16 protein-coding genes and 1 tRNA gene are annotated in these 18,210 nt (G+C 67.6%); 13 read left to right on the top strand and 4 right to left on the bottom strand.

Annotated features, from left to right (window positions below):
- Window positions 1-187: 187 nt before the first annotated feature.
- The 5 genes from ACFUEJ_RS17330 to ACFUEJ_RS17310 are packed head-to-tail and all read left to right on the top strand — an operon-like array spanning window position 188 to window position 5,174.
- Complete coding sequence (locus ACFUEJ_RS17330; RefSeq protein WP_159370609.1) at window positions 188-1,180, top strand: glycoside hydrolase family 26 protein; 993 nt, start codon at window positions 188-190, stop codon at window positions 1,178-1,180.
- The gene (locus tag ACFUEJ_RS17325) at window positions 1,177-2,409 is read left to right on the top strand and encodes a PP2C family protein-serine/threonine phosphatase (RefSeq protein ID WP_068972486.1); all 1,233 of its coding nucleotides are present in this window, start codon (window positions 1,177-1,179) and stop codon (window positions 2,407-2,409) included. Before ACFUEJ_RS17330 ends, ACFUEJ_RS17325 begins: the two co-directional genes overlap by 4 nt.
- Window positions 2,406-4,382, top strand: a complete 1,977-nt coding sequence (locus ACFUEJ_RS17320; protein ID WP_068972487.1) for a glycosyltransferase family 2 protein — start codon at window positions 2,406-2,408, stop codon at window positions 4,380-4,382. The genes ACFUEJ_RS17325 and ACFUEJ_RS17320 overlap by 4 nt, the downstream gene beginning before the upstream one ends.
- Window positions 4,382-4,720: an STAS domain-containing protein gene (locus ACFUEJ_RS17315; protein WP_058250027.1), complete on the top strand. Its 339-nt coding sequence runs from the start codon at window positions 4,382-4,384 to the stop codon at window positions 4,718-4,720. The genes ACFUEJ_RS17320 and ACFUEJ_RS17315 overlap by 1 nt, the downstream gene beginning before the upstream one ends.
- Window positions 4,721-4,760: 40 nt before the next feature.
- Window positions 4,761-5,174 (top strand): ATP-binding protein, encoded by a 414-nt coding sequence (locus tag ACFUEJ_RS17310; RefSeq protein WP_058250026.1) that lies wholly within the window; start codon window positions 4,761-4,763, stop codon window positions 5,172-5,174.
- Between the two features lie 32 nt (window positions 5,175-5,206).
- On the opposite strand, the gene ACFUEJ_RS17305 is transcribed toward ACFUEJ_RS17310, so the two are convergent.
- Window positions 5,207-5,635 (bottom strand): single-stranded DNA-binding protein, encoded by a 429-nt coding sequence (locus ACFUEJ_RS17305; protein ID WP_058250025.1) that lies wholly within the window; start codon window positions 5,633-5,635, stop codon window positions 5,207-5,209.
- A 159-nt stretch (window positions 5,636-5,794) separates the two neighbouring features.
- Here ACFUEJ_RS17305 and ACFUEJ_RS17300 point away from each other — a divergent pair, with 159 nt between their 5' ends.
- Window positions 5,795-6,379, top strand: a complete 585-nt coding sequence (locus tag ACFUEJ_RS17300; RefSeq protein WP_068972493.1) for a chorismate mutase — start codon at window positions 5,795-5,797, stop codon at window positions 6,377-6,379.
- 13 nt (window positions 6,380-6,392) lie between these two features.
- Here ACFUEJ_RS17300 and ACFUEJ_RS17295 read toward each other — a convergent pair whose 3' ends face one another.
- The gene (locus ACFUEJ_RS17295) at window positions 6,393-8,417 is read right to left on the bottom strand and encodes a cytochrome c oxidase assembly protein (RefSeq protein WP_205333123.1); all 2,025 of its coding nucleotides are present in this window, start codon (window positions 8,415-8,417) and stop codon (window positions 6,393-6,395) included.
- A gap of 133 nt (window positions 8,418-8,550) precedes the next feature.
- Here ACFUEJ_RS17295 and ACFUEJ_RS17290 point away from each other — a divergent pair.
- The 3 genes from ACFUEJ_RS17290 to ACFUEJ_RS17280 all read left to right on the top strand — a co-directional run bounded on the left by ACFUEJ_RS17290 (window position 8,551) and on the right by ACFUEJ_RS17280 (window position 10,809).
- Window positions 8,551-8,624, top strand: a tRNA-Arg gene (locus ACFUEJ_RS17290).
- Window positions 8,625-8,734: 110 nt separating this feature from the next.
- On the top strand, window positions 8,735-9,097 hold the full coding sequence (locus ACFUEJ_RS17285; RefSeq protein ID WP_058250023.1) for a hypothetical protein: 363 nt from the start codon (window positions 8,735-8,737) through the stop codon (window positions 9,095-9,097).
- Window positions 9,097-10,809: an alpha/beta hydrolase gene (locus ACFUEJ_RS17280; protein ID WP_068972488.1), complete on the top strand. Its 1,713-nt coding sequence runs from the start codon at window positions 9,097-9,099 to the stop codon at window positions 10,807-10,809. The genes ACFUEJ_RS17285 and ACFUEJ_RS17280 overlap by 1 nt, the downstream gene beginning before the upstream one ends.
- Before the next feature lie 145 nt (window positions 10,810-10,954).
- Here ACFUEJ_RS17280 and ACFUEJ_RS17275 read toward each other — a convergent pair whose 3' ends face one another.
- Window positions 10,955-12,274 carry a uracil-xanthine permease family protein gene (locus ACFUEJ_RS17275; RefSeq protein WP_068972489.1) on the bottom strand — a complete coding sequence of 440 codons (1,320 nt, stop codon included), beginning with the start codon at window positions 12,272-12,274 and terminating at the stop codon, window positions 10,955-10,957.
- Between the two features lie 138 nt (window positions 12,275-12,412).
- Here ACFUEJ_RS17275 and ACFUEJ_RS17270 point away from each other — a divergent pair, with 138 nt between their 5' ends.
- The 3 genes from ACFUEJ_RS17270 to cmrA all read left to right on the top strand — a co-directional run bounded on the left by ACFUEJ_RS17270 (window position 12,413) and on the right by cmrA (window position 15,946).
- Complete coding sequence (locus ACFUEJ_RS17270; RefSeq protein ID WP_058250020.1) at window positions 12,413-12,961, top strand: PadR family transcriptional regulator; 549 nt, start codon at window positions 12,413-12,415, stop codon at window positions 12,959-12,961.
- Between the two features lie 73 nt (window positions 12,962-13,034).
- The gene (locus ACFUEJ_RS17265) at window positions 13,035-15,098 is read left to right on the top strand and encodes an FAD-dependent oxidoreductase (RefSeq protein WP_388030803.1); all 2,064 of its coding nucleotides are present in this window, start codon (window positions 13,035-13,037) and stop codon (window positions 15,096-15,098) included.
- Between the two features lie 41 nt (window positions 15,099-15,139).
- The gene (cmrA, locus tag ACFUEJ_RS17260) at window positions 15,140-15,946 is read left to right on the top strand and encodes a mycolate reductase (RefSeq protein ID WP_058250019.1); all 807 of its coding nucleotides are present in this window, start codon (window positions 15,140-15,142) and stop codon (window positions 15,944-15,946) included.
- 18 nt (window positions 15,947-15,964) lie between these two features.
- Here the strand turns inward: cmrA and ACFUEJ_RS17255 are convergent, their stop codons facing one another.
- Window positions 15,965-17,515: a helicase HerA-like domain-containing protein gene (locus ACFUEJ_RS17255; RefSeq protein ID WP_388030800.1), complete on the bottom strand. Its 1,551-nt coding sequence runs from the start codon at window positions 17,513-17,515 to the stop codon at window positions 15,965-15,967.
- A gap of 68 nt (window positions 17,516-17,583) precedes the next feature.
- Between ACFUEJ_RS17255 and orn the strand changes: the two genes are divergently transcribed.
- Complete coding sequence (gene orn, locus ACFUEJ_RS17250; RefSeq protein WP_078113579.1) at window positions 17,584-18,183, top strand: oligoribonuclease; 600 nt, start codon at window positions 17,584-17,586, stop codon at window positions 18,181-18,183.
- Window positions 18,184-18,210: the final 27 nt, after the last annotated feature.

The following is an 18,210-nucleotide window of genomic DNA, read 5'->3' as shown; positions in this document are numbered from 1 at the left end:
TGGGGACAAGCCTAGTCGCCGTCGCATGCCGGGCGACGGTCCGGTGCGTCTGCGCCGGTTCGGTGCACCGTCTTTCGCGGTTGACGCGCGGGTGGGCAGGTTTGCCGAGAGAATGTCGTGGGGACGAGAACGGGGGAATGGGTGAGCGCCGTGCCGGTGTGCGGCGGCGAGGCGATGGGAGCGGTCGATGGGTGCGGTACCCAGATGGACGATCGTGTCCGTGGTCCTGGGTGTCATGGTCGGGTCGATGGGCGTCGTCGCCTGCGAGCCGGCGCCGCGCGAGTGTCCGCCGACCATCTCTCCCCTGCACGGCCCGGCCGGGGACTGCCTGCGGTTCGGTGTCAGCACCCCGAGCGGCCCGCTCCGCCCGGCCGAGGTCGCCGCGGTCACCGACCTCGTCGGGGTCCGGCCGACCGTCAACCTGTTCTTCGAGGACTTCACCGCGATCCCCCCGATCGCCGCACTCGACGCCGTGGTCGCCTCGGGTGCCGAACCGGTGGTCACCTGGGAGCCGTGGCGCCACCTCGGCGGTGACGACTACGACTGGGGCGCGTTCACGATGTCGTCGATCGTGGCCGGAGCCCACGACGACTACCTGTACCGCTGGGCCGACGAACTCGTCGCCTGGGGCGGGATCGTCTACCTCCGGTTCGCGCACGAGCCGAACGGCGACTGGTACCCGTGGAGCCCCGCCGGCGGGACCTCCCCCGAGCTGTACATCGCCGCGTGGCGCCATGTCCACGACCTCTTCGCGTCCAAGAACGCGACCAACGTGAAGTGGGTGTGGGCCCCGAATGTCCCCCTTTCCGACGACGCTCCGCTGTCACGCTGGTACCCGGGCGACACCTACGTCGACGTCCTGGGGATCGACGGCTACAACTGGGGCGCGGTGCCCGGCCACCGATGGACTCCGCCGGCGGAGTTGTTCGCCGATTCGTTTGCACAGCTTCGTAACTTGTCCTCCGAGAAACCGATACTCGTCACAGAGGTCGGGTCGACAGAAGCCGGTGGTTCCAAAGCCGACTGGATCGCCGACCTGGTGACCTACCTCGACGACGCCGACGACGTTACCGGCTTTGTCTGGTTCGACCACGACAAAGAAGCGGACTGGAGATTGGGCAGCACGGCAGCAGCGGGCGCCGCGATGGCGCACGCACTCGAGAAAGCGGGACTGAGGTGACCCTGGTGGACGCGCACATCGATGCCGACATCGAAGAGGCACGACTGCATTCGATGCAGCAGTTGAACGTCCTCGACTCGCCCCCGGAGGATCGGTTCGCGCAGATCACCCGGATGGCGAAAGCCGTGTTCGGCGTACCGATGTCGACGGTGTCGCTGCTCGACCGGGACCGGCAGTGGTTCAAGGCGGTCGACGGCATCGAGCTGCAGAACCTGCCGCGGGAACAGACGGTCTGCCAGGTGACGGTCGCGCGCGCCTATGACCACCCCGACGATCCGGCGCTGATCATCCCCGACGTCTCGAAGGTCCCGGCCTTCGCCGCGATCCCGCAGATCGCCGCAGACGACGGAATCCGCTTCTACGCGGGATATCCGCTGTACGGCCCCGGCGGACATCCCGTGGGGACCTTCTGTCTGTACGACACCCGGCCGCGGGAACTCACCACCGATCAGGAGGCGGCGTTCCGCGAGCTCGCCGCATGGGCGCAGCGGGAGATCGCGAACAGCGACGACCTGGAACGCGCGGCACTGGTGCAGCGTCAATTGCTGCCGCCGCCTCTCGGAGTCGTTCCCGGCTGGTCGATCGCGGCGATGTGCCTGCCCGCCTTCGCCGTCGGCGGCGATTTCTACGATCACTACCCCTGGAGCGACGGCCTGGTGTTCACCGTCGCCGACGTCATGGGAAAGGGGCTCGGCGCGGCGATCCTCACGGCGACGGTCCGGTCGGCGATCCGAGCCGCATCCCGCGCACTCGACGCCGCCGGACATGCCGCGGCCGACGCCGACCTCGCGAAGGTGGTCGAGACGGTGGCCGATCAGCTCGCCGACGACTTCGCCGGCACCGAGACGTTCGCGACCGCGTTCCATGCACGCCTGCACACCGACGAGGGTCAGCTCGAATACGTGGACGCCGGCCATGGCCTGTCGATCGTCCGCCGGGCCGCCGGAGGTGTGGAGTCGCTCCCCGGGGGCGGTCTGCCGATCGGCATCCTGCGCGACGACACCTGGGACTCCGCCCGGGTCCACCTAGATCCCGGCGACATGGTCGTCATCACCTCCGACGGGCTGCTGGACCTCTTGCCGTCTGGTCACGAGTCGGCGTTGCAGGCACTGTTCGCCGACACCTCGACCCCGTCGGAGGTGTGCTCGATGGTGAGCGAACTGGTCGCCTCACGGCCGCCGATCGACGATGTGACCGTCGTGGCCATTCGTCGAGACGATGCGGGATGAGCGAGAGCGTCGAGGGTGCCACCCTCGCACGCACGGCCCCGTCGCCGTGGCTGCGGCTGGTGATCGTCGCCGCCGCGATCCTCGGGATCAACTACATCGTGTGGCGCTGGCTGGCCTCGGTGAACTGGGACGCCTGGTGGATCGCGGTTCCCCTGGTCGTCGCCGAGACCTACAGCCTGATCGACTCGTTGCTGTTCGGGCTGACGATGTGGCGGCTGCAACACCGCCCCGATCCGCCTCCCCCGCCCGAGGGCGCCACCGTCGATGTCTTCATCACCACCTACAACGAACCCCTGGATCTGGTGATGAAGACTGCGATCGCAGCGAAGGCGATCACCTACCCGCACACCACGTGGATCCTCGACGACGGTGATCGACCCGAGCTCGCCGAGGCCGCGGCCCAGGCAGGCATCGGGTACATCACGCGATCGTCGAACTGGCTCGACAAGCCGCGGCACGCCAAGGCCGGCAACCTGAACAACGCCCTGATGCAGACCGACGGCGAGTTCCTCCTCATCCTCGACGCCGATCAGATCCCCGAACCGCAGATCCTCGACCGCACGCTCGGCTACTTCCACGACGACAAGATGGCCCTCGTCCAGACGCCGCAGTATTTCGTGAACGTGCCGCCCGGGGACCCGCTCGGCAGCCAGGCTCCGCTGTTCTACGGGCCGATCCAGCAGGGCAAGGACGGGTGGAACGCCGCGTTCTTCTGCGGATCCAACGCCGTGCTGCGCCGGGAGGCGCTGATGCAGCTCGGCATCACCCAGTACGTCTCCGCCGTCTCCGACGGCATCGATCGCGCCCTGCGCACCGCGCGTTCTGTCCTCAAGTCGACGCGCAAGCAGGTCGGGAAAGACAACCCCACCGCCTCGGCCGCGCTCGACGCCGTCGACGAGGCCGTGAAAGACGCTCGCGCGCAGCTGAAGAAGAAAGAGCCACTGGCCGAGATCACCTATCGCTTCCAGGCGCGCGTCGACGAGGCGGCACGCGGGCTCGTCGACGCCGACGTCGAGGCCATGCGCGCCGACCTCGAGGCCATCGAGGCGCTCACCGAGCTGAGCGAGCAGGAAGCCGGTGCCGGCGCCGTCGACTACGACGCACTCGCGGTCCTCGCCGAGCGCGAGTGGTCGCCGCTCGGCGCCATCGAATCCATCCGCGCCATGGTCGCGGCGGTCGACGTCGGGCGATCCGACGAGGCCCAGCCCATGCTGCCCCTGGCCACCATCTCGGTGACCGAGGACATGGCGACCTGTATGCGGTTGCACGCCCTCGGCTGGAACTCCGCCTACCATCACGAGAATCTTGCCTTCGGCCTGGCGCCGGAGGACCTGAAAACCATGGTGACGCAACGGCTTAGGTGGGCGCAGGGCACGATCCAGGTAATGCTGCGGGAGAACCCGCTGGTACAGAAGGGCCTCACCCTCACCCAGCGACTCATGTACTGGGCGACGATGTGGAGCTACCTCGCCGGTTTCGCGGCCATCGCCTACATCGCGGCACCGGTGGTCTACCTGGTGCTGGGCATCCTGCCGGTCGAGGCCTACAGCTGGGACTTCTTCCTGCGGCTGATCCCGTTCCTGGTGGTCAACCAGATACTGTTCCTGGTGGTGGCACGAGGCACGCCGACGTGGCGCGGCCAGCAGTACAGCCTCGCTCTGTTCCCCGTCTGGATCAAGGCGTGCACCACCGCATTTCGCAACGTCTACATGAACCGTCCGCTCGGTTTCGCGGTGACCCCGAAGACCAAGCAGTCGCAGGATGCGTTGCCCTGGCACATCGTTCGGCCACAGCTGATCGCGATGGCGTTGCTCGTGGTGGCCTCGGTCATCGGTATCGTGCAGCTGTACCGGGGCGCCGTCTCCGTTCTCGGCGTCGGCGTGAACCTGTTCTGGGTAGTGTTCGATCTGGTGATCCTGAGCGTTGTCATCACCGCGGTGCGGTACCGCGGTCCCGATGAGGAAGGGCAGTGATGGCGAATTTCGCAACACGTAGCGTCGACGGCGGCGCCGTGGCGATCCGGCCCGAGGGCCGGCTCAACATGGTTGTCGCCCCGCGACTCCGAGACCAGTTGCACGAGTTGGTCGGGTCCGGTTCGGCCCGGATCGTCGTCGACCTGTCCGGCACCGACTTCATCGATTCCTCGGGCCTGGGCGCACTCGTCTCCGGGTTGAAGGTGGCACGCCAGGCCGGCGGCGACCTCCGGATCGCGGCCCCGACGCCGCAGGTGGTCACCGTCCTGGAGTTGACCAATCTCAATCGCGTTCTGCGCGTCCACCCGTCGGCCGACGACGCCTTCGACGGGGCCTGACGGGACCCGTCCCACTCACCCAGAGATCGAGGACCCGGCGATGACCGAGAACACCGCGACCCGCACCCTCGAGGAGATCACCTCGCTCGAGACCATGGACCACATCCACGCACTCCTCGCCGATCTCCTCGCGGAGTGCCCCATCGACGACATGGACGCGATGCAGTTCGAGCTCGCCGTGGCCGAGATCGGCGCCAACATCATCGAACACGCCGGGGACGGCGCAACCGTCACCCTGTGCCTCGAGCTGGAGGTCGCACCGGACCGGATCGAAGCCCGCTACTCCGACGACGGCAGTCCCGCCCGCGTCGATCTCGACGCCGTGAGCCTGCCCGACGACTTCGCCGAGCGTGGCCGCGGCCTGGCCATCGCGATCAACGTCCTCGACGAACTCGCCTATCGTCGTGCCGACGGCAAGAACCACTGGCGACTGGTCCGGAACCGTTCGGACTGAGTCGTAATCGGCTCAACCCCACGATCGTGCGTTCACGCCGCCGACTCGCGGGTCTCGGGCGCGGTTGCGACGACCGGCGCGTCGGCCGCGCGCCCCTGGGCGGGCGTGCCCCGATAAGTGACGACGCAGCGACTCAGGTCGAGTCCGACGGCCACGGCCGTCATCTCGAGATCGGAGCGACGTGAGCCGTCCGCCGACGGGTACTCGTTGGTCTTGATCTGACCGTGCGCGATCACCGGTCGACCCTTGGCGATCGCCAGGCCGACCCCGGTCAGCAGGCGCCGCCAGCAGCTGACCGTCAGGTACAACGTGGGTCCGTCCGACCACTCGCCGGTGTTCTTGTCGATCCGCCGCGAGGTGCACGCCACGCGGAAGGAGATCACGTCCTCCCCGGTGGTCGTCTGCCGCCGACGGGGATCGGACACTACGGTTCCGATGACGGTCGTGTACGTCTCAAACATGGTCGTCTCCTACGGTTGTCGGCCACGGGAAGGTGTGGCCGCACCAGCATCACCCGCAGCGGGGCCGTCAACCGTCGAGGCCGCACGACTGTGGAGAACTCGACGGGTTACCCACAGATCGCGATGCACCTGACGCTCGCCGCCCATACACTTCGCAGGGTGCGCATCCGAAGGCTCCTGGTAGGTCTCATCGCAGCGGCAACAATGCTGGTTGCCCCGCCCCTCGCAGGCGCTGCGCCGGTCGCTTCGCCGACATTGACCGGTCTGACCGAGGCGATCGCGGGCCGGCTCGCACTGGCCGACACCGTCGCCGCGACGAAATGGGCGTCCGGCGCGGCCATCGACGACCCGGCGCGCGAACAGGTGGTCCTCGACACCGTGTCGCAGCTGGCCACCGACCGCGGTCTCGACCCCGCCTACGTACGCGGTGTGTTCCGCGATCAGATCGAGGCTAGCAAGACCGTCCAACGCGGACTGTTTGCGCAGTGGCGGCTGCCTGGGCAGACTGCTCCACCTGCGACGTCCGATCTCGGTCCGGTCCGGACCGCGATCAACGAGTTCACCGTGGCCATCGTCGACCAGCTTGCCGCCGCAGGCGAACTCGTGACGAGCTTCCGGTGTCCCCCAGAGCTGATCACTGCGACCGGCCGCACCGCTGCCGATTTCGGCTTCGATCCCCTGCACACCGGCGCCTTGATCCAGGCCGGGTCGTCGGTCTGCACGGTGTCGACGGGGTCCGGCTGAGACCTGTTGCCGCTCAACCGCGCTTGTTGAGTTCCTTCAACATCTCGTTGTAGCTGCCGAGGTCCGCGTCGTGGTCGCGGTCCGCGTTGCGGTCGAAGCGTCGCGCCAGCTTCGTATCGCTGCGCTGCCACTGCACGAACAGCGCGAGCAGGACCACCACCAGGGGGATCTCGCCTGCGGCCCAGGCTATTCCGCCCCCGACACGTTGGTCGTCGAAGAGGCCGTAGTTCCACGGGAGATTGAGCCCGCGGTAGTAGGTCTCGGCGATGACCGCGGTCGTCATCATGAGGGCGATGCCGAAGAACGCGTGGAACGGAATCGAGGCCATCACGAGGCCCAGCTTTGCCACGGGTGACACCTGACGCGGGGCCGGGTCGATGCCGATCACCAGCCAGTAGAAGAGGTAGCCGCTGATCAGGAAGTGCAGATTCATCAACAGGTGCGCCGCGTGGTACTGGACCACGGACTCGTACAGACCGCCGAGATAAAGAACGTAGAAGCTGCCGACGAACATGACCGCGGCGATCAGCGGATGCGTCAGGATCCGGGACGGCGCCGAGTGCACGCCCAGCTGAATCCACTCGCGCGGGCCCGGCGGATTGCCCCGACCGGCCGGCGGCAGTGCCCGCAGGGCGAGCGTGACCGGGCCACCGAGCACCAGCAGGACCGGCACCATCATCGACAGCAGCATGTGCGCGATCATGTGGATGCTGAACATCGCCGGGGCGTAGCGGCCCAATCCCGATGACGTCGCCAGCAACAGCAGCAGACACCCGAGGAGCCACGCGACGGTGCGACCGACCGGCCAGGCATCACCCCGGCGCCTCAGGCGGATGACTCCCCGGAGATACACGACGGCGAGCACGATCGCCGCGAGCCCGAAGATCAGGTCGAAGCGCCACTCGGTGAGAAGGCGGACGAACGTCGGCGGCCCGTCGAGGTCGTAACCGATCGCGTTCTCGGTCGCCGAGATCTGGGTGGTGTCGACGAGCGGAGGCGGTGTGCGACTCAGGCCGACGGCCAGGCCGAAGGTCGCGGCGAACACGGCGAGTTCGACCAGTCCGAAGCGGACGAACAGCGACGGCTTGTCGTCGGCGTCCAGTTGGGCGATGGTGACGCGGCGATGCCACGCGCCGAGTCCGCCGAGCACGACCAGGGCCACCACCTTGGCCACGACCAGACGGCCGTAGGTGTCGGTGAACAGGTCGCCGAGCGGCACCCGCACCAGGGCGTTGACGACACCGCTGGCGCCCACGACGAGGATGCACCAGAACGCGACGCGCGAGAACCGCCGAACCGCCAGGGCACGCCATCGTCCGTCGGCGAGGGCGTAGACCACGACCGCGGCGAGACCGCCGAGCCACAGGGTCGCGCCGATGATGTGCAGGATCAGGCTGTTGGTGGCGACGTCGTGGTTGCCACCCGACGAGGAGTGGCCCGCGAGCGCGGACGGCATCAGGCTGAACACGGAGAACGCGATGACCGCGATCGTGGGGCCCCAGTGCAGGGTCACCCGAGCGATGATGGCCGCGACCAGTGCGAACACCGCGGTCCAGAACCAGGTGCGCACCTCCGCGACCTGGCCGTAGGCGGTCAGCAGGTTCGCCGGGCGGATCGCCTCTGCCAGCGGCGCCCCACTGACCTCCGACGCCGAGAACGGCATCAACAGCAGAGCGGAGACCGACCACGTCAGCGCGCTCGCCGCCGCGATCCGGATGGCGCGGTAACCCCCGACGTCGAGGACGCCGCTCGCCTGGGGCGGCACGAAGAACGCGGCGAACACGGCCGACCCGAGCGCGATCGCCGCGGCGAACTCGCCGATCGCGGTCAGCGCAGGTGCGCCGTAGGTGGTCAGCGGCCCCGGATCGGGCACACCGGTCAGCCGGAGCGCCGACGCCGCGGAGATCGCGGTGACGGCGACGGCGACGATCGCGGCGAGCCAACCCGATGCCCACAGGATCGCGGTGACGACGCCGCGCGGTTCGTTCATCGCGTCGCGATGCTGCTCCGCGGAGGCGGGCGTCGACGTGCGGGTCATTCTCCAACTGTAGGACCGGCGACTGACGTGATCCCAATTCGACCTGGCCCGCCGTGGCGCACGGCATAGCGACGACGGTGTCGTAGACTCTCTCTGCCCGGCCGCTCGTGCGCCACGTCACGCTCGCCGGTCAGCCTCCGTAGCTCAGGTGGATAGAGCAAGGGCCTTCTAATCCCTAGGTCGCAGGTTCGAGTCCTGCCGGGGGCACGTCATGTGCCTGTCGCCGACCGCTCGAAGTGGATCGGGAACCGTTCGGGGCACGCCGTGCGTCATAGTCCTGCCCCACACCTCGGTGGGTCGCGACTCCCTGGAGGATCATGACGCTCCCCCGCTCTCTGTCCGGTTTTCCGCCCCTCTCATCTGGTCGACGAGACCAGAAGGGTTCAGAAGCATCGCTGTTCGGTGTCGATCCCGCCGAGGTCGAGGGCATCGCGCGCACCTGGCGGGCCGCCGCGATCGCGATCCACGCCGCGGATGTCGAGGCCGTCGGAGCGGCGCTCGGACCCTCGAGTCGCGTCGTGCGTGCCCTCGCCGCCACGATCGGACCCGCACGGCTGGCGGTGGACTCCATCGGTGAACGCCTGATGACGATGAGCCAGATGCTGCGGGCGTTCGACGCGACGACGGCAGACGCCGACGCGCGGTCGGGCACCCGGTTCCGCTCGCTTCGGAACCGCTGATGCGACCCACCCTCTCGCAGTTGCGCGCGTGGGATCCGCAGTCGATCGCCGCCGCCGGGTCCGCTGCCTCGACGCTCGCCGAGCGCATCGACACCGGCATCGGTCGGGCGGTGCGTGCCTTCGACAACGCCTCGAGGTGGTCGGGCGGCACGCACGATGCTGCGCACCAAGCCATCTGGGCGGAACACGATCATGCCGGCGAGGTCCGCAACGTGGTGCAGATGATCGCCGACGAGGCCACCGATGCCGCCGCCGACCTCGGCTACGCCCGCGACTTCGCACTTGGTGTCGTCCGGGGCGCCGAGGGGCTGGGCTTCACCGTCTTCGACGACGGCGAGGTGACACATCCAGAGCACGAATTCGACGGTCAGGCCGCCCTTCTCGCGGAATCCATCGCCGAGGCTCTCGACACCGTCGACGCCCTCGACGAGCGCTACGGTGCACGACTCGAGAACTTCGCGGCCGACCTCGCGTCGATGACGGCAGGTCAACCCGACGTCACACTGCCCGGGGACGCCGAGATGGACGCGGATCAGGCCGTCCGCATGCTGGAGACGCTCACGCCGACCCAGGTCCGCGACATCATCCAACAGATGGGTGCCGACGACGTCCGACGTCTGATGCAGGCGAACCCACACGTCGTCGGGAACCTACCGGGCGTCCCGTTCGCGATCCGCGCCCAGGCCAACGAGATCAACATCCGCAACGCGCTTCTCGACGAGATGGCGGCCGGTCGCGGGCACGGCCGAAGAGCTCGGACCCTGCGCGGACTCCTCGAGCCCAGCCCCGACCCGATCGCCGACGAGACACCCCGCGGCGACGACGGACTCGTCGAGCGGACCTTCATCACCTTCGTCAACACCCCGCGCGGACGACTGGTCGAGATGATCGGATCGTTGCGGCCCGGTACCCCGAACACGGCGACCTACGTGCCCGGGACCGGCACGAACCTCGACACCGTGGTCGGCCACAACCGCACGGCCGCAGCCGAACTCGCGGCACGCACCGGCGGCCCGGTGTTCCTCTACCTCGACGGCGACCTCCCGCCCGACCTCCGCTCGGCGGCGAGTCCGAGCTTTGCCGCAGCCATGGCGCACCGCCTGGAGCTGTTCGGTCGCGAACTCGACGCCGAGATCGCGCATCTCGCACCCGGCGCGACCACCACCTACATCGGCCACAGCTACGGCGGGTCGGTCGTGGGCTCGGCCGAACAACTCGGTTTGTCTCCCGACCGCGTCATCTACGCGTCGTCGGCGGGCACCGGCATCTACGACACCCCGCATCCCGGCGGCGTGGATCGATACTCGCTGACCTTCCCGGGCGACCCGATCCACTACGTCCAGTCCTTTCCCGGAAACCCCCATGGCCATGACCCCGACACCGCGCCCGGCGTGATCAGGCTCGACACCGGCACAGTCGACCTCGACGAGCGCACATTCGACGCAGATCGACGCAGGGTCGACGGTGGTCTGGTCACCCACGGTGCCTATTGGAACGACCCGGAATCCACGGCCTTCCAGAACATGGTGAAGGTCATCGTCGGCGCCGAACCCGACCTCTACGTCCCTCGCAAGCCCGACGTCGCCGAACTCCCGCCACCGGTCGGCGCACCCGCTCCCCTGTGGTGGCTCTATCTGTTCAACGATCGCGCCGACGGGGACATCGACCTGCCGGGGCCGATTCCCGACATCCCGCTACGGCTGCCGTGGTGAGCCGCGACTCGAACACACGCCAGGCTTTCGAGTAGTCGTCTGTTTTATCCCGGTCCCCTCGCGACCGTCCACCTGCGAACCTCAACTCGACTCCTGGACCTCGATCGAAGTCGATCAGTCGAGTTGGGGTTCGTCGGTCGGACACCTATGCGTCGCCGTGGTGAGTGCCCGTCCGGCCGACATCCACCGTCCCCCGCCACCCGCCGATGAGGCGCATGGAGTGATAGATGACCAGTGCCGCGACCGAGCCCAGCGAGATGCCGGCGAACACGAGGTCGCCGACCTGCCAGGTGTAGTCGGCGATGCCGATGATGAGCGGGATCGCCGCGGTGAACTGATTGATCGGTTTGGAGAAATCGACCTTGTTCGCCACCCAGATCTGGACGCCGATGACACCGACCAGACCGTAGAGCGCGGTCGTGACACCGCCGAGCACGCCAGGCGGGATCGCGGCGATCACGGCGCCGACCTTGGGCGACAGTCCGAGCAGGATCGCCGCGCCGCCGGCCACCCAATAGGCTGCTGTCGAGTACACCTTGGTCGCCGACATCACGCCGATGTTCTCGGCGTAGGTCGTCGTGGCCGACCCGCCGCCGCTGCCGGCCAGCATGGTGGCCACTCCGTCCGCGGCCAGCGCCCGACCCATGGTCGCGTCGTAGTCCTTCCCGGTCATCATCGCGACCGACTTCACGTGGCCGATGTTCTCGACGACGAGCACCAGCACCACGGGGAGGAACAACGGCAGGACACCCAGGTCGAACGTGGGCGTCTGGAAGTCGGGCAGTCCGATCCAGGCGGCGTCGCCGATGGCGGAGGTGTCGATGTAGTCGTTGTCGCTGTCGATCCGGTCGAGGATCAGCGCGAGGACATAGCCGGCCACGACGCTCAAGAAGATCGCCAGGCGACCGAGCAGCCCGCGGAACAGCACCGCGGATGCCACCAGCAGCACCAGCACGATCGTCGCCAGGACGGGATCGGCGACGAAGTTGTTCTTGGCCGCCGGCGCCAGATTGAGCCCGATCAAGGCGACGATCGCGCCGGTCACGACGGGTGGCATCAGGGTCTCGATCCACCGAACACCCGCGAAATGGCTGATGAGCCCGATGACGACGAGCAGTGCGCCGACCGCCACGAGTCCCCCGAGCGCCGACGACGCCCCGTCGGAGGCGACGGCGGCCGTCACCGGCGCGATGATGGCGAAACTCGAACCCAGGTAACTGGGCAGGCGGTTGCGGGTGATCAGCAGGAACAGGATCGTGCCGACGCCGGAGAAGAACAGCGTCGTCGACGGTGGGAATCCGGTCAGCACCGGGACGAGGAAGGTCGCGCCGAACATGGCGACCACGTGCTGCAGGCCGATGCTGACCGTCCGCGGCCAGGTCAGCCGTTCCTCCGGTGCCACGACCGCGTTGTCGGTCAGCTTCCAGGACAGCAGATTCCGAGACCTCGTCTCCGGTTCACCCATGCCGAACAGTGTGCGGCACGGATGCTGACGACGCCTCACTTCGGGTCCTCCTGGGTCGGCGTCGCCGCCGCCCGATATGCAACTCGACTCATATACACCTTGTTGCATAGTGCGTTGTTGCAGTGGTAGCTTGCTCTCATGGCGCTCGAACACGCGATTCTGGTGTCGCTGGCCGAGCGACCGGGAACGGGCTATGAGATCGGTCAACAATTCGACCGCAGCATTGGCTACTTCTGGTCAGCCACGCACCAGCAGATCTACCGGACGCTGAAGAAGCTCCTCGACGACGAACTGGTCAGCGTCGAGTCGATCAGTCAGGACGGCCGTCCGGACAAGAAGGTCTACACGATCTCCGATGCCGGGCGCGACGCCCTGGCCGACTGGGCGATGAGTCCGACCCCACTGCAACCGCTCCGCAGCGACATCGGCGTGAAGCTGCGGGCCGCGGAGTTCGGCGACCTCGCCGCCATCATCGGCGAACTCAAGGCCCACCGCGACGAGCACCTCGCGCAACTGAAGCTCTACACCGGCTTCCAGGCCGACTACTACCCCGATCCCGACACGCTCACCGGCCGCAAGCTGCACCAGTACCTCGTCCTCCGCGGCGGCATCCGCCAGGAGCAGGGATACATCGAATGGTGCGACGAGGTCATCCACGGACTCGAACGGGAATTGACCGAGAGCTGAGTTAGCCAGTCCCGCAACACCTTCGATACCGCCAATCCGTCCACCCAGGTTCACCGAGATGAAAGGTCGCGCCATGTCAGCCCCGACGGCACAACCGAACCAGCACTATCCGCACCTGTTCACGCCCCTGCAGATCGGCGGCATGACCATCGAGAACCGACTGGTCATGGGTTCGATGCACACCGGTCTCGAGGACCGGTTCTGGGACACCGACAAGCTGGCCGCGTACTTCGCCGAACGCGCCAAAGGCGGTGCGGGACTGATCATCACCGGCGGCTTCGGCACCAGCCGGACGGGTTTGCTCGCCTTCGCCGGCGGCAAGATGACCAACGTCGTCGACATGACCCGCCACAAGCGCGTGACCAAGGCCGTGCACGACGAGGGCGGCAAGATCGCGATGCAGCTGATCCACGCCGGCCGCTACGGATACACGCCGTTCAAGGTCGCTCCCGGCACCGATCCGTCGCCGATCCACCCCTTCAAGCATCTGAAGATGACCGAGCCGATCATCCGCCACGTCATCAGGTCGTTCGGGCAGTCCGCCAAGCTGGCACGCAAGGCCGGCTTCGACGCCATCGAGATCATGGGCGGCGAGGGCTACCTCATCAACCAGTTCCTCTGCCCCCACACCAACGACCGCACCGACAAATGGGGCGGCAACACCGAGAACCGCCAGCGTTTCCTGGTCGAGGTCATCAAGGAGATCCGCCGTCAAGTCCCCCGCGACTACCCGGTGATCCTGCGTCAGTCGATCGCCGACCTGATCCGCAAGGGACAGACCTGGGACGAGGTCGCGCTGATGGCTCGCAAGGCCGAGCAGTACGGCGTCGACGCCATCAACACCGATATCGGCTGGCACGAGGCCCAGGTTCCCACCATCGTCACCTCGGTGCCGCGCGGCGCGTTCGTGAAGTTCACCGAACGGCTCCGCGACGAGGTCTCGATCCCGCTGATCGCGGCCAACCGCATCAACACCCCGGAACTCGGCGAGGAGATCCTCGCGAACGGACGCGTCGACGCCATCCAGATGGCCCGGCCGTTCCTCGCCGATCCCCACCTGGCGAACAAGGCCCGCGAGGGTCGCTCCGACGAGATCAACACCTGCATCGGCTGCAACCAGGCCTGCCTCGACCACGCCTTCGTCGGCAAACACGTGTCGTGCCTGGTGAACCCGATCGCGGGACGCGAGACCACGCTCATCCTGGGTCCGACACGAAAGGCCAAGCGCCTCGCCGTGATCGGCGCGGGCCCGGCCGGCCTGTCGGCAGCCGTCGCCGGCGCCAAGCGAGGCCACAAGGTCACCCTGTTCGAGGGCGGCGACTCCATCGGCGGCCAGTTCTCCATCGCCGCACGCATTCCAGGCAAGGAGGAGTTCAGCGAGACGATCCGCTACTTCACCCGTCAGATCGAGGTGCTCGGTATCGAGGTCCGGCTGAACACCCGCGCCGACGCCGAGCAGATCATCGCCGAGAAGTTCGACGACGTGATCGTCGCGACCGGCGTCGTGCCGCGCATCCCGAGCTTCCCCGGCGTCGATCACCCGATGGCGATGTCATACGCCGACGCCGTGCTCGGACATCGGGAGATCGGCAAGCGCGTGGCCGTGATCGGTGCCGGCGGCATCGGTTTCGACGTCAGCGAGTTCCTCACCACCGACGAGTCGCCGACGATGAATCTGAAAGAGTGGGAACAGGAATGGGGCGTCACCGAGGATCCGGAGAAGCCCGGCTTCGTCACCAAGCCGCGGCCGCTTCCGCCGGTGCGTCAGGTCTACCTGGTCCAGCGCAAGGTCGGTAAGCAGGGCAAGTCCCTCGGCAAGACCACCGGATGGGTCCATCGCGCGACGATGAAGATGAAAGGCGTCGAGCAGATCAGCGGCGCCACCTACGACAAGATCGACGACCAGGGGCTGCATCTGAGCTTCCGCGACGACGAGGGCAACGTCACCGACACCCGCGTGCTCGAGGTCGACAACGTGGTGATCTGCGCGGGCCAGGAGTCGGTACGCGATCTGGTCGATCCGTTGACGCTGGCCGGGGTCACGACGCATGTGATCGGCGGGGCCGATTACGCCGGCGAGCTCGACGCCAAGCGCGCGATCCGGCAGGGCACCGAGGTCGCCGCCGGCATCGACTGACGCTCGGTCTCGGCGCGAGAGGCGGCGGCTACCATTGCGACATGCCGGTACCGCCGCCCTCCGCCACCGCCCGTGCCGTCGTCACCGGGGCCTCGTCCGGGATCGGACGGGAACTCGCACGCGCGCTTGCCGCCCGGGGTCATTCGGTCATCCTCGTCGCCCGCCGGGGCGACCTTCTCGAGGAACTCGCCGGCGAACTCCGCACGGCACACGAGGTCTCGGTCGAGGTCCGCGCGGTCGACCTGTCGGACCCGACGAAGGTGGAAGTGCTCGCGGCCGAGTTCGCCGGCCGCGACATCTCGATCCTCTGCAACAACGCGGGCATCGCGACCTTCGGACCGGTCGCCGACCTCGACGCCGACTACGAACGCGCGCAGGTCCGCCTCAACGTCAACGCCGTCCACGACCTCACCCTGGCGGTGCTCCCGCAGATGGTCAGGCGCGGCTCGGGCGGCATCCTGATGGTCGGGTCGGCCGCCGGAAACATGCCGATTCCCAACAACGCGACGTACGCGGCATCGAAAGCCTTCGTGAACAGCTTCAGTGAATCCCTGCGCGGCGAGGTGTCCGGGCAGGGCGTGCACGTCACCCTGCTCGCGCCCGGCCCGGTGCGCACGCACACTCCCACCCCGGACGAGGCGTCCATCGTCGACAAGGTCGTCCCGGACTTCCTGTGGCACTCCTCGGCCAAGGTCGCCGAGATGAGCTTGGATGCCTTGGCGCACAACAAGATGCGCGTCGTGCCCGGCACCCTGTCCAAGGCGATGTCGGTGGCCGGCGGGTACACACCGCGCGGGGTGGTGGCCCCGATCGTCGGTGGGTTCTACCGCAAGTTCAGCGCGGAGTAGGAGTCGTCTGGGCGCCGTTCAGCGCCGCCGGCGACGCCCCGTGCCGAAGATCGCGCGACTGAACTCGCGTCCGGCCGCGCTCGCCGCCGATCGCAGGAAACTCTGCATCGGCTTGCTCGTGAGCACCTCGGTCAGGAGCCCTGGCTCCTCCGGCATCGGCTCCGGGGCCGGCGTCGGCGGCACGGGTGCCGGTGCGTCGGCGGGCTCCCCCGGTGCGAGGGTGTTCGCGGCCAGGATCTCGTACGCCGACTCGCGGTCGATGGGCGTGCCGTACTTCGCGTACAACGGCCCGGCTTTCGCCGCCGAGGTGACGGCGTCGGCGCCGATGGCCTCCATCGCCGACCGGGGCGCTCGGACCACCGTCCACGCGACCGGGGTCGGCGCACCGCGCTCGGACAGCACGGTCACGACCGCCTCGCCCGTACCGAGAGAGGTCAGCACCTGCTCGAGGTCGTAGACCTCCGACACTGGGTAGGTCTTGACCGTCGTACGCAGCGCCTTCTGGTCGTCAGGGGTGAAGGCCCGCAGCGCGTGCTGGATCCGGGCACCCAGCTGGGACAACACTTCTTTCGGGATGTCCGTCGGCAGCTGGGAGCAGAAGAACACGCCGACGCCCTTCGACCGGATCAGTTTCACCGTCTGGACGACCTGGTCCACAAAGGCTTTCGACGCATCGTCGAACAGCAGATGCGATTCGTCGAAGATGAAGACCAGCTTTGGTTTGTCGAGGTCGCCCACCTCCGGCATAAATTCGAACAGATCGGCCAGAATCCACATGAGGAAGGTCGAGAAGAGCGCGGGGCGGGCCGCCTGGGTACCGAGCTCGAACAACGTGATGATGCCGCGTCCGTCGGGCGCCGTCCGGATGAGGTCGGCGGGATCGATCTCGGGTTCGCCGAAGAACGTGTCACCGCCGTCGGCCTCGAGATTCGACAGCGCCCGCAGGATCACGCCGGCGGTCTGCCGCGACACCCCGCCGATCCCCTTCAGTTCGGCCTTGCCCTCGTCGCTGGTGAGGAAGGCGATGACCGACCGCAGATCCTTCAGATCGAGAAGCGGCAAGGCCTTCTTGTCCGCCCAGTGGAAGATGAGGCCCAGCGTCGACTCCTGGGTGGCGTTGAGCCCCAACACCTTACTGAGCAGGATCGGCCCGAACGAGGTGATGGTCGCACGGATCGGTACGCCGATTCCCTCCGCACCCAGCGACACGAATTCGACGGGGTGCACCGCCGGTTGCCAGTCGTCGCCGGTCTGGTGGGATCGTTCGGCGATCTTGTCGTTGCCCACGCCTACCCGGCTCAGTCCGGAAAGGTCGCCCTTGATGTCGGCCATGACGACAGGAACGCCGTTGCTCGATAGTTGCTCGGCGATGAGCTGTAGCGTCTTGGTCTTTCCCGTCCCGGTCGCGCCGGCGACGAGACCGTGCCGGTTCATCATCGACAGCGGGATTCGGACCTTCGCCGCGGGATCCACCTGCCCCGCCACCGAGACGGCGCCCAGTTCGAGTGCGGCGGTGCTGAACGCGTATCCGGCGGCGATGTGCTGCGCCGGACTGGAGGCTTTGGTCACGAGCACACGATAGACCGCGGGGGCCGATCTCCCACGGATTCGCACGCGAGGTTGGCTAAGGTTGTCGGGTGCAGGACAAACTGGTGTGGATCGACTGCGAGATGACCGGACTCCGACTCGAGTCGGACAAACTCATCGAGATCGCGGCCCTGGTGACCGACGGCGACCTCAACATCCTCGGCGACGGTGTCGACGTCGTGATCCACGCCGACGACGAGGCGCTGGCGTCGATGCCCGACGTGGTGACCAAGATGCATGCGGCCTCGGGTCTCACCGAGGAGGTGCGGGCGTCCACCGTCACCCTCGCCGAAGCCGAGAAGCTGGTGCTCGACTACATCCGCAAGCATGTGACCACCGCCGGCGCGGTCCCCCTCGCGGGCAATTCGATCGGTACCGACCGTGGATTCATCACGCGGGACATGCCCGAACTCGACGCCTACCTGCACTACCGCATGGTCGACGTCAGCTCGATCAAGGAATTGTGCCGGCGCTGGTACCCCAAGGTCTATTTCGGCCAGCCCGAGAAGGGGCTCGCGCACCGGGCCCTCGCGGACATCCGCGAGTCGATCCGGGAACTCCGCTACTACCGGGCCGCGGCGTTCGTGCCCGCCCCCGGCCCGGACACCGATGCCCTCGCCGAGATCGTCAAAGACCTCGGCCCTGCCTGAACACGCAGGTCGGGTAACCGATTGGAG

Source organism: Gordonia sp. NPDC057258 (genome assembly GCF_042668985.1).
Classification (GTDB): Bacteria; Actinomycetota; Actinomycetes; order Mycobacteriales; family Mycobacteriaceae; genus Gordonia; species Gordonia hongkongensis.
Note: the sequence above shows the minus strand (reverse complement) of the source record. Positions and strands in the feature narration are given on the sequence as shown.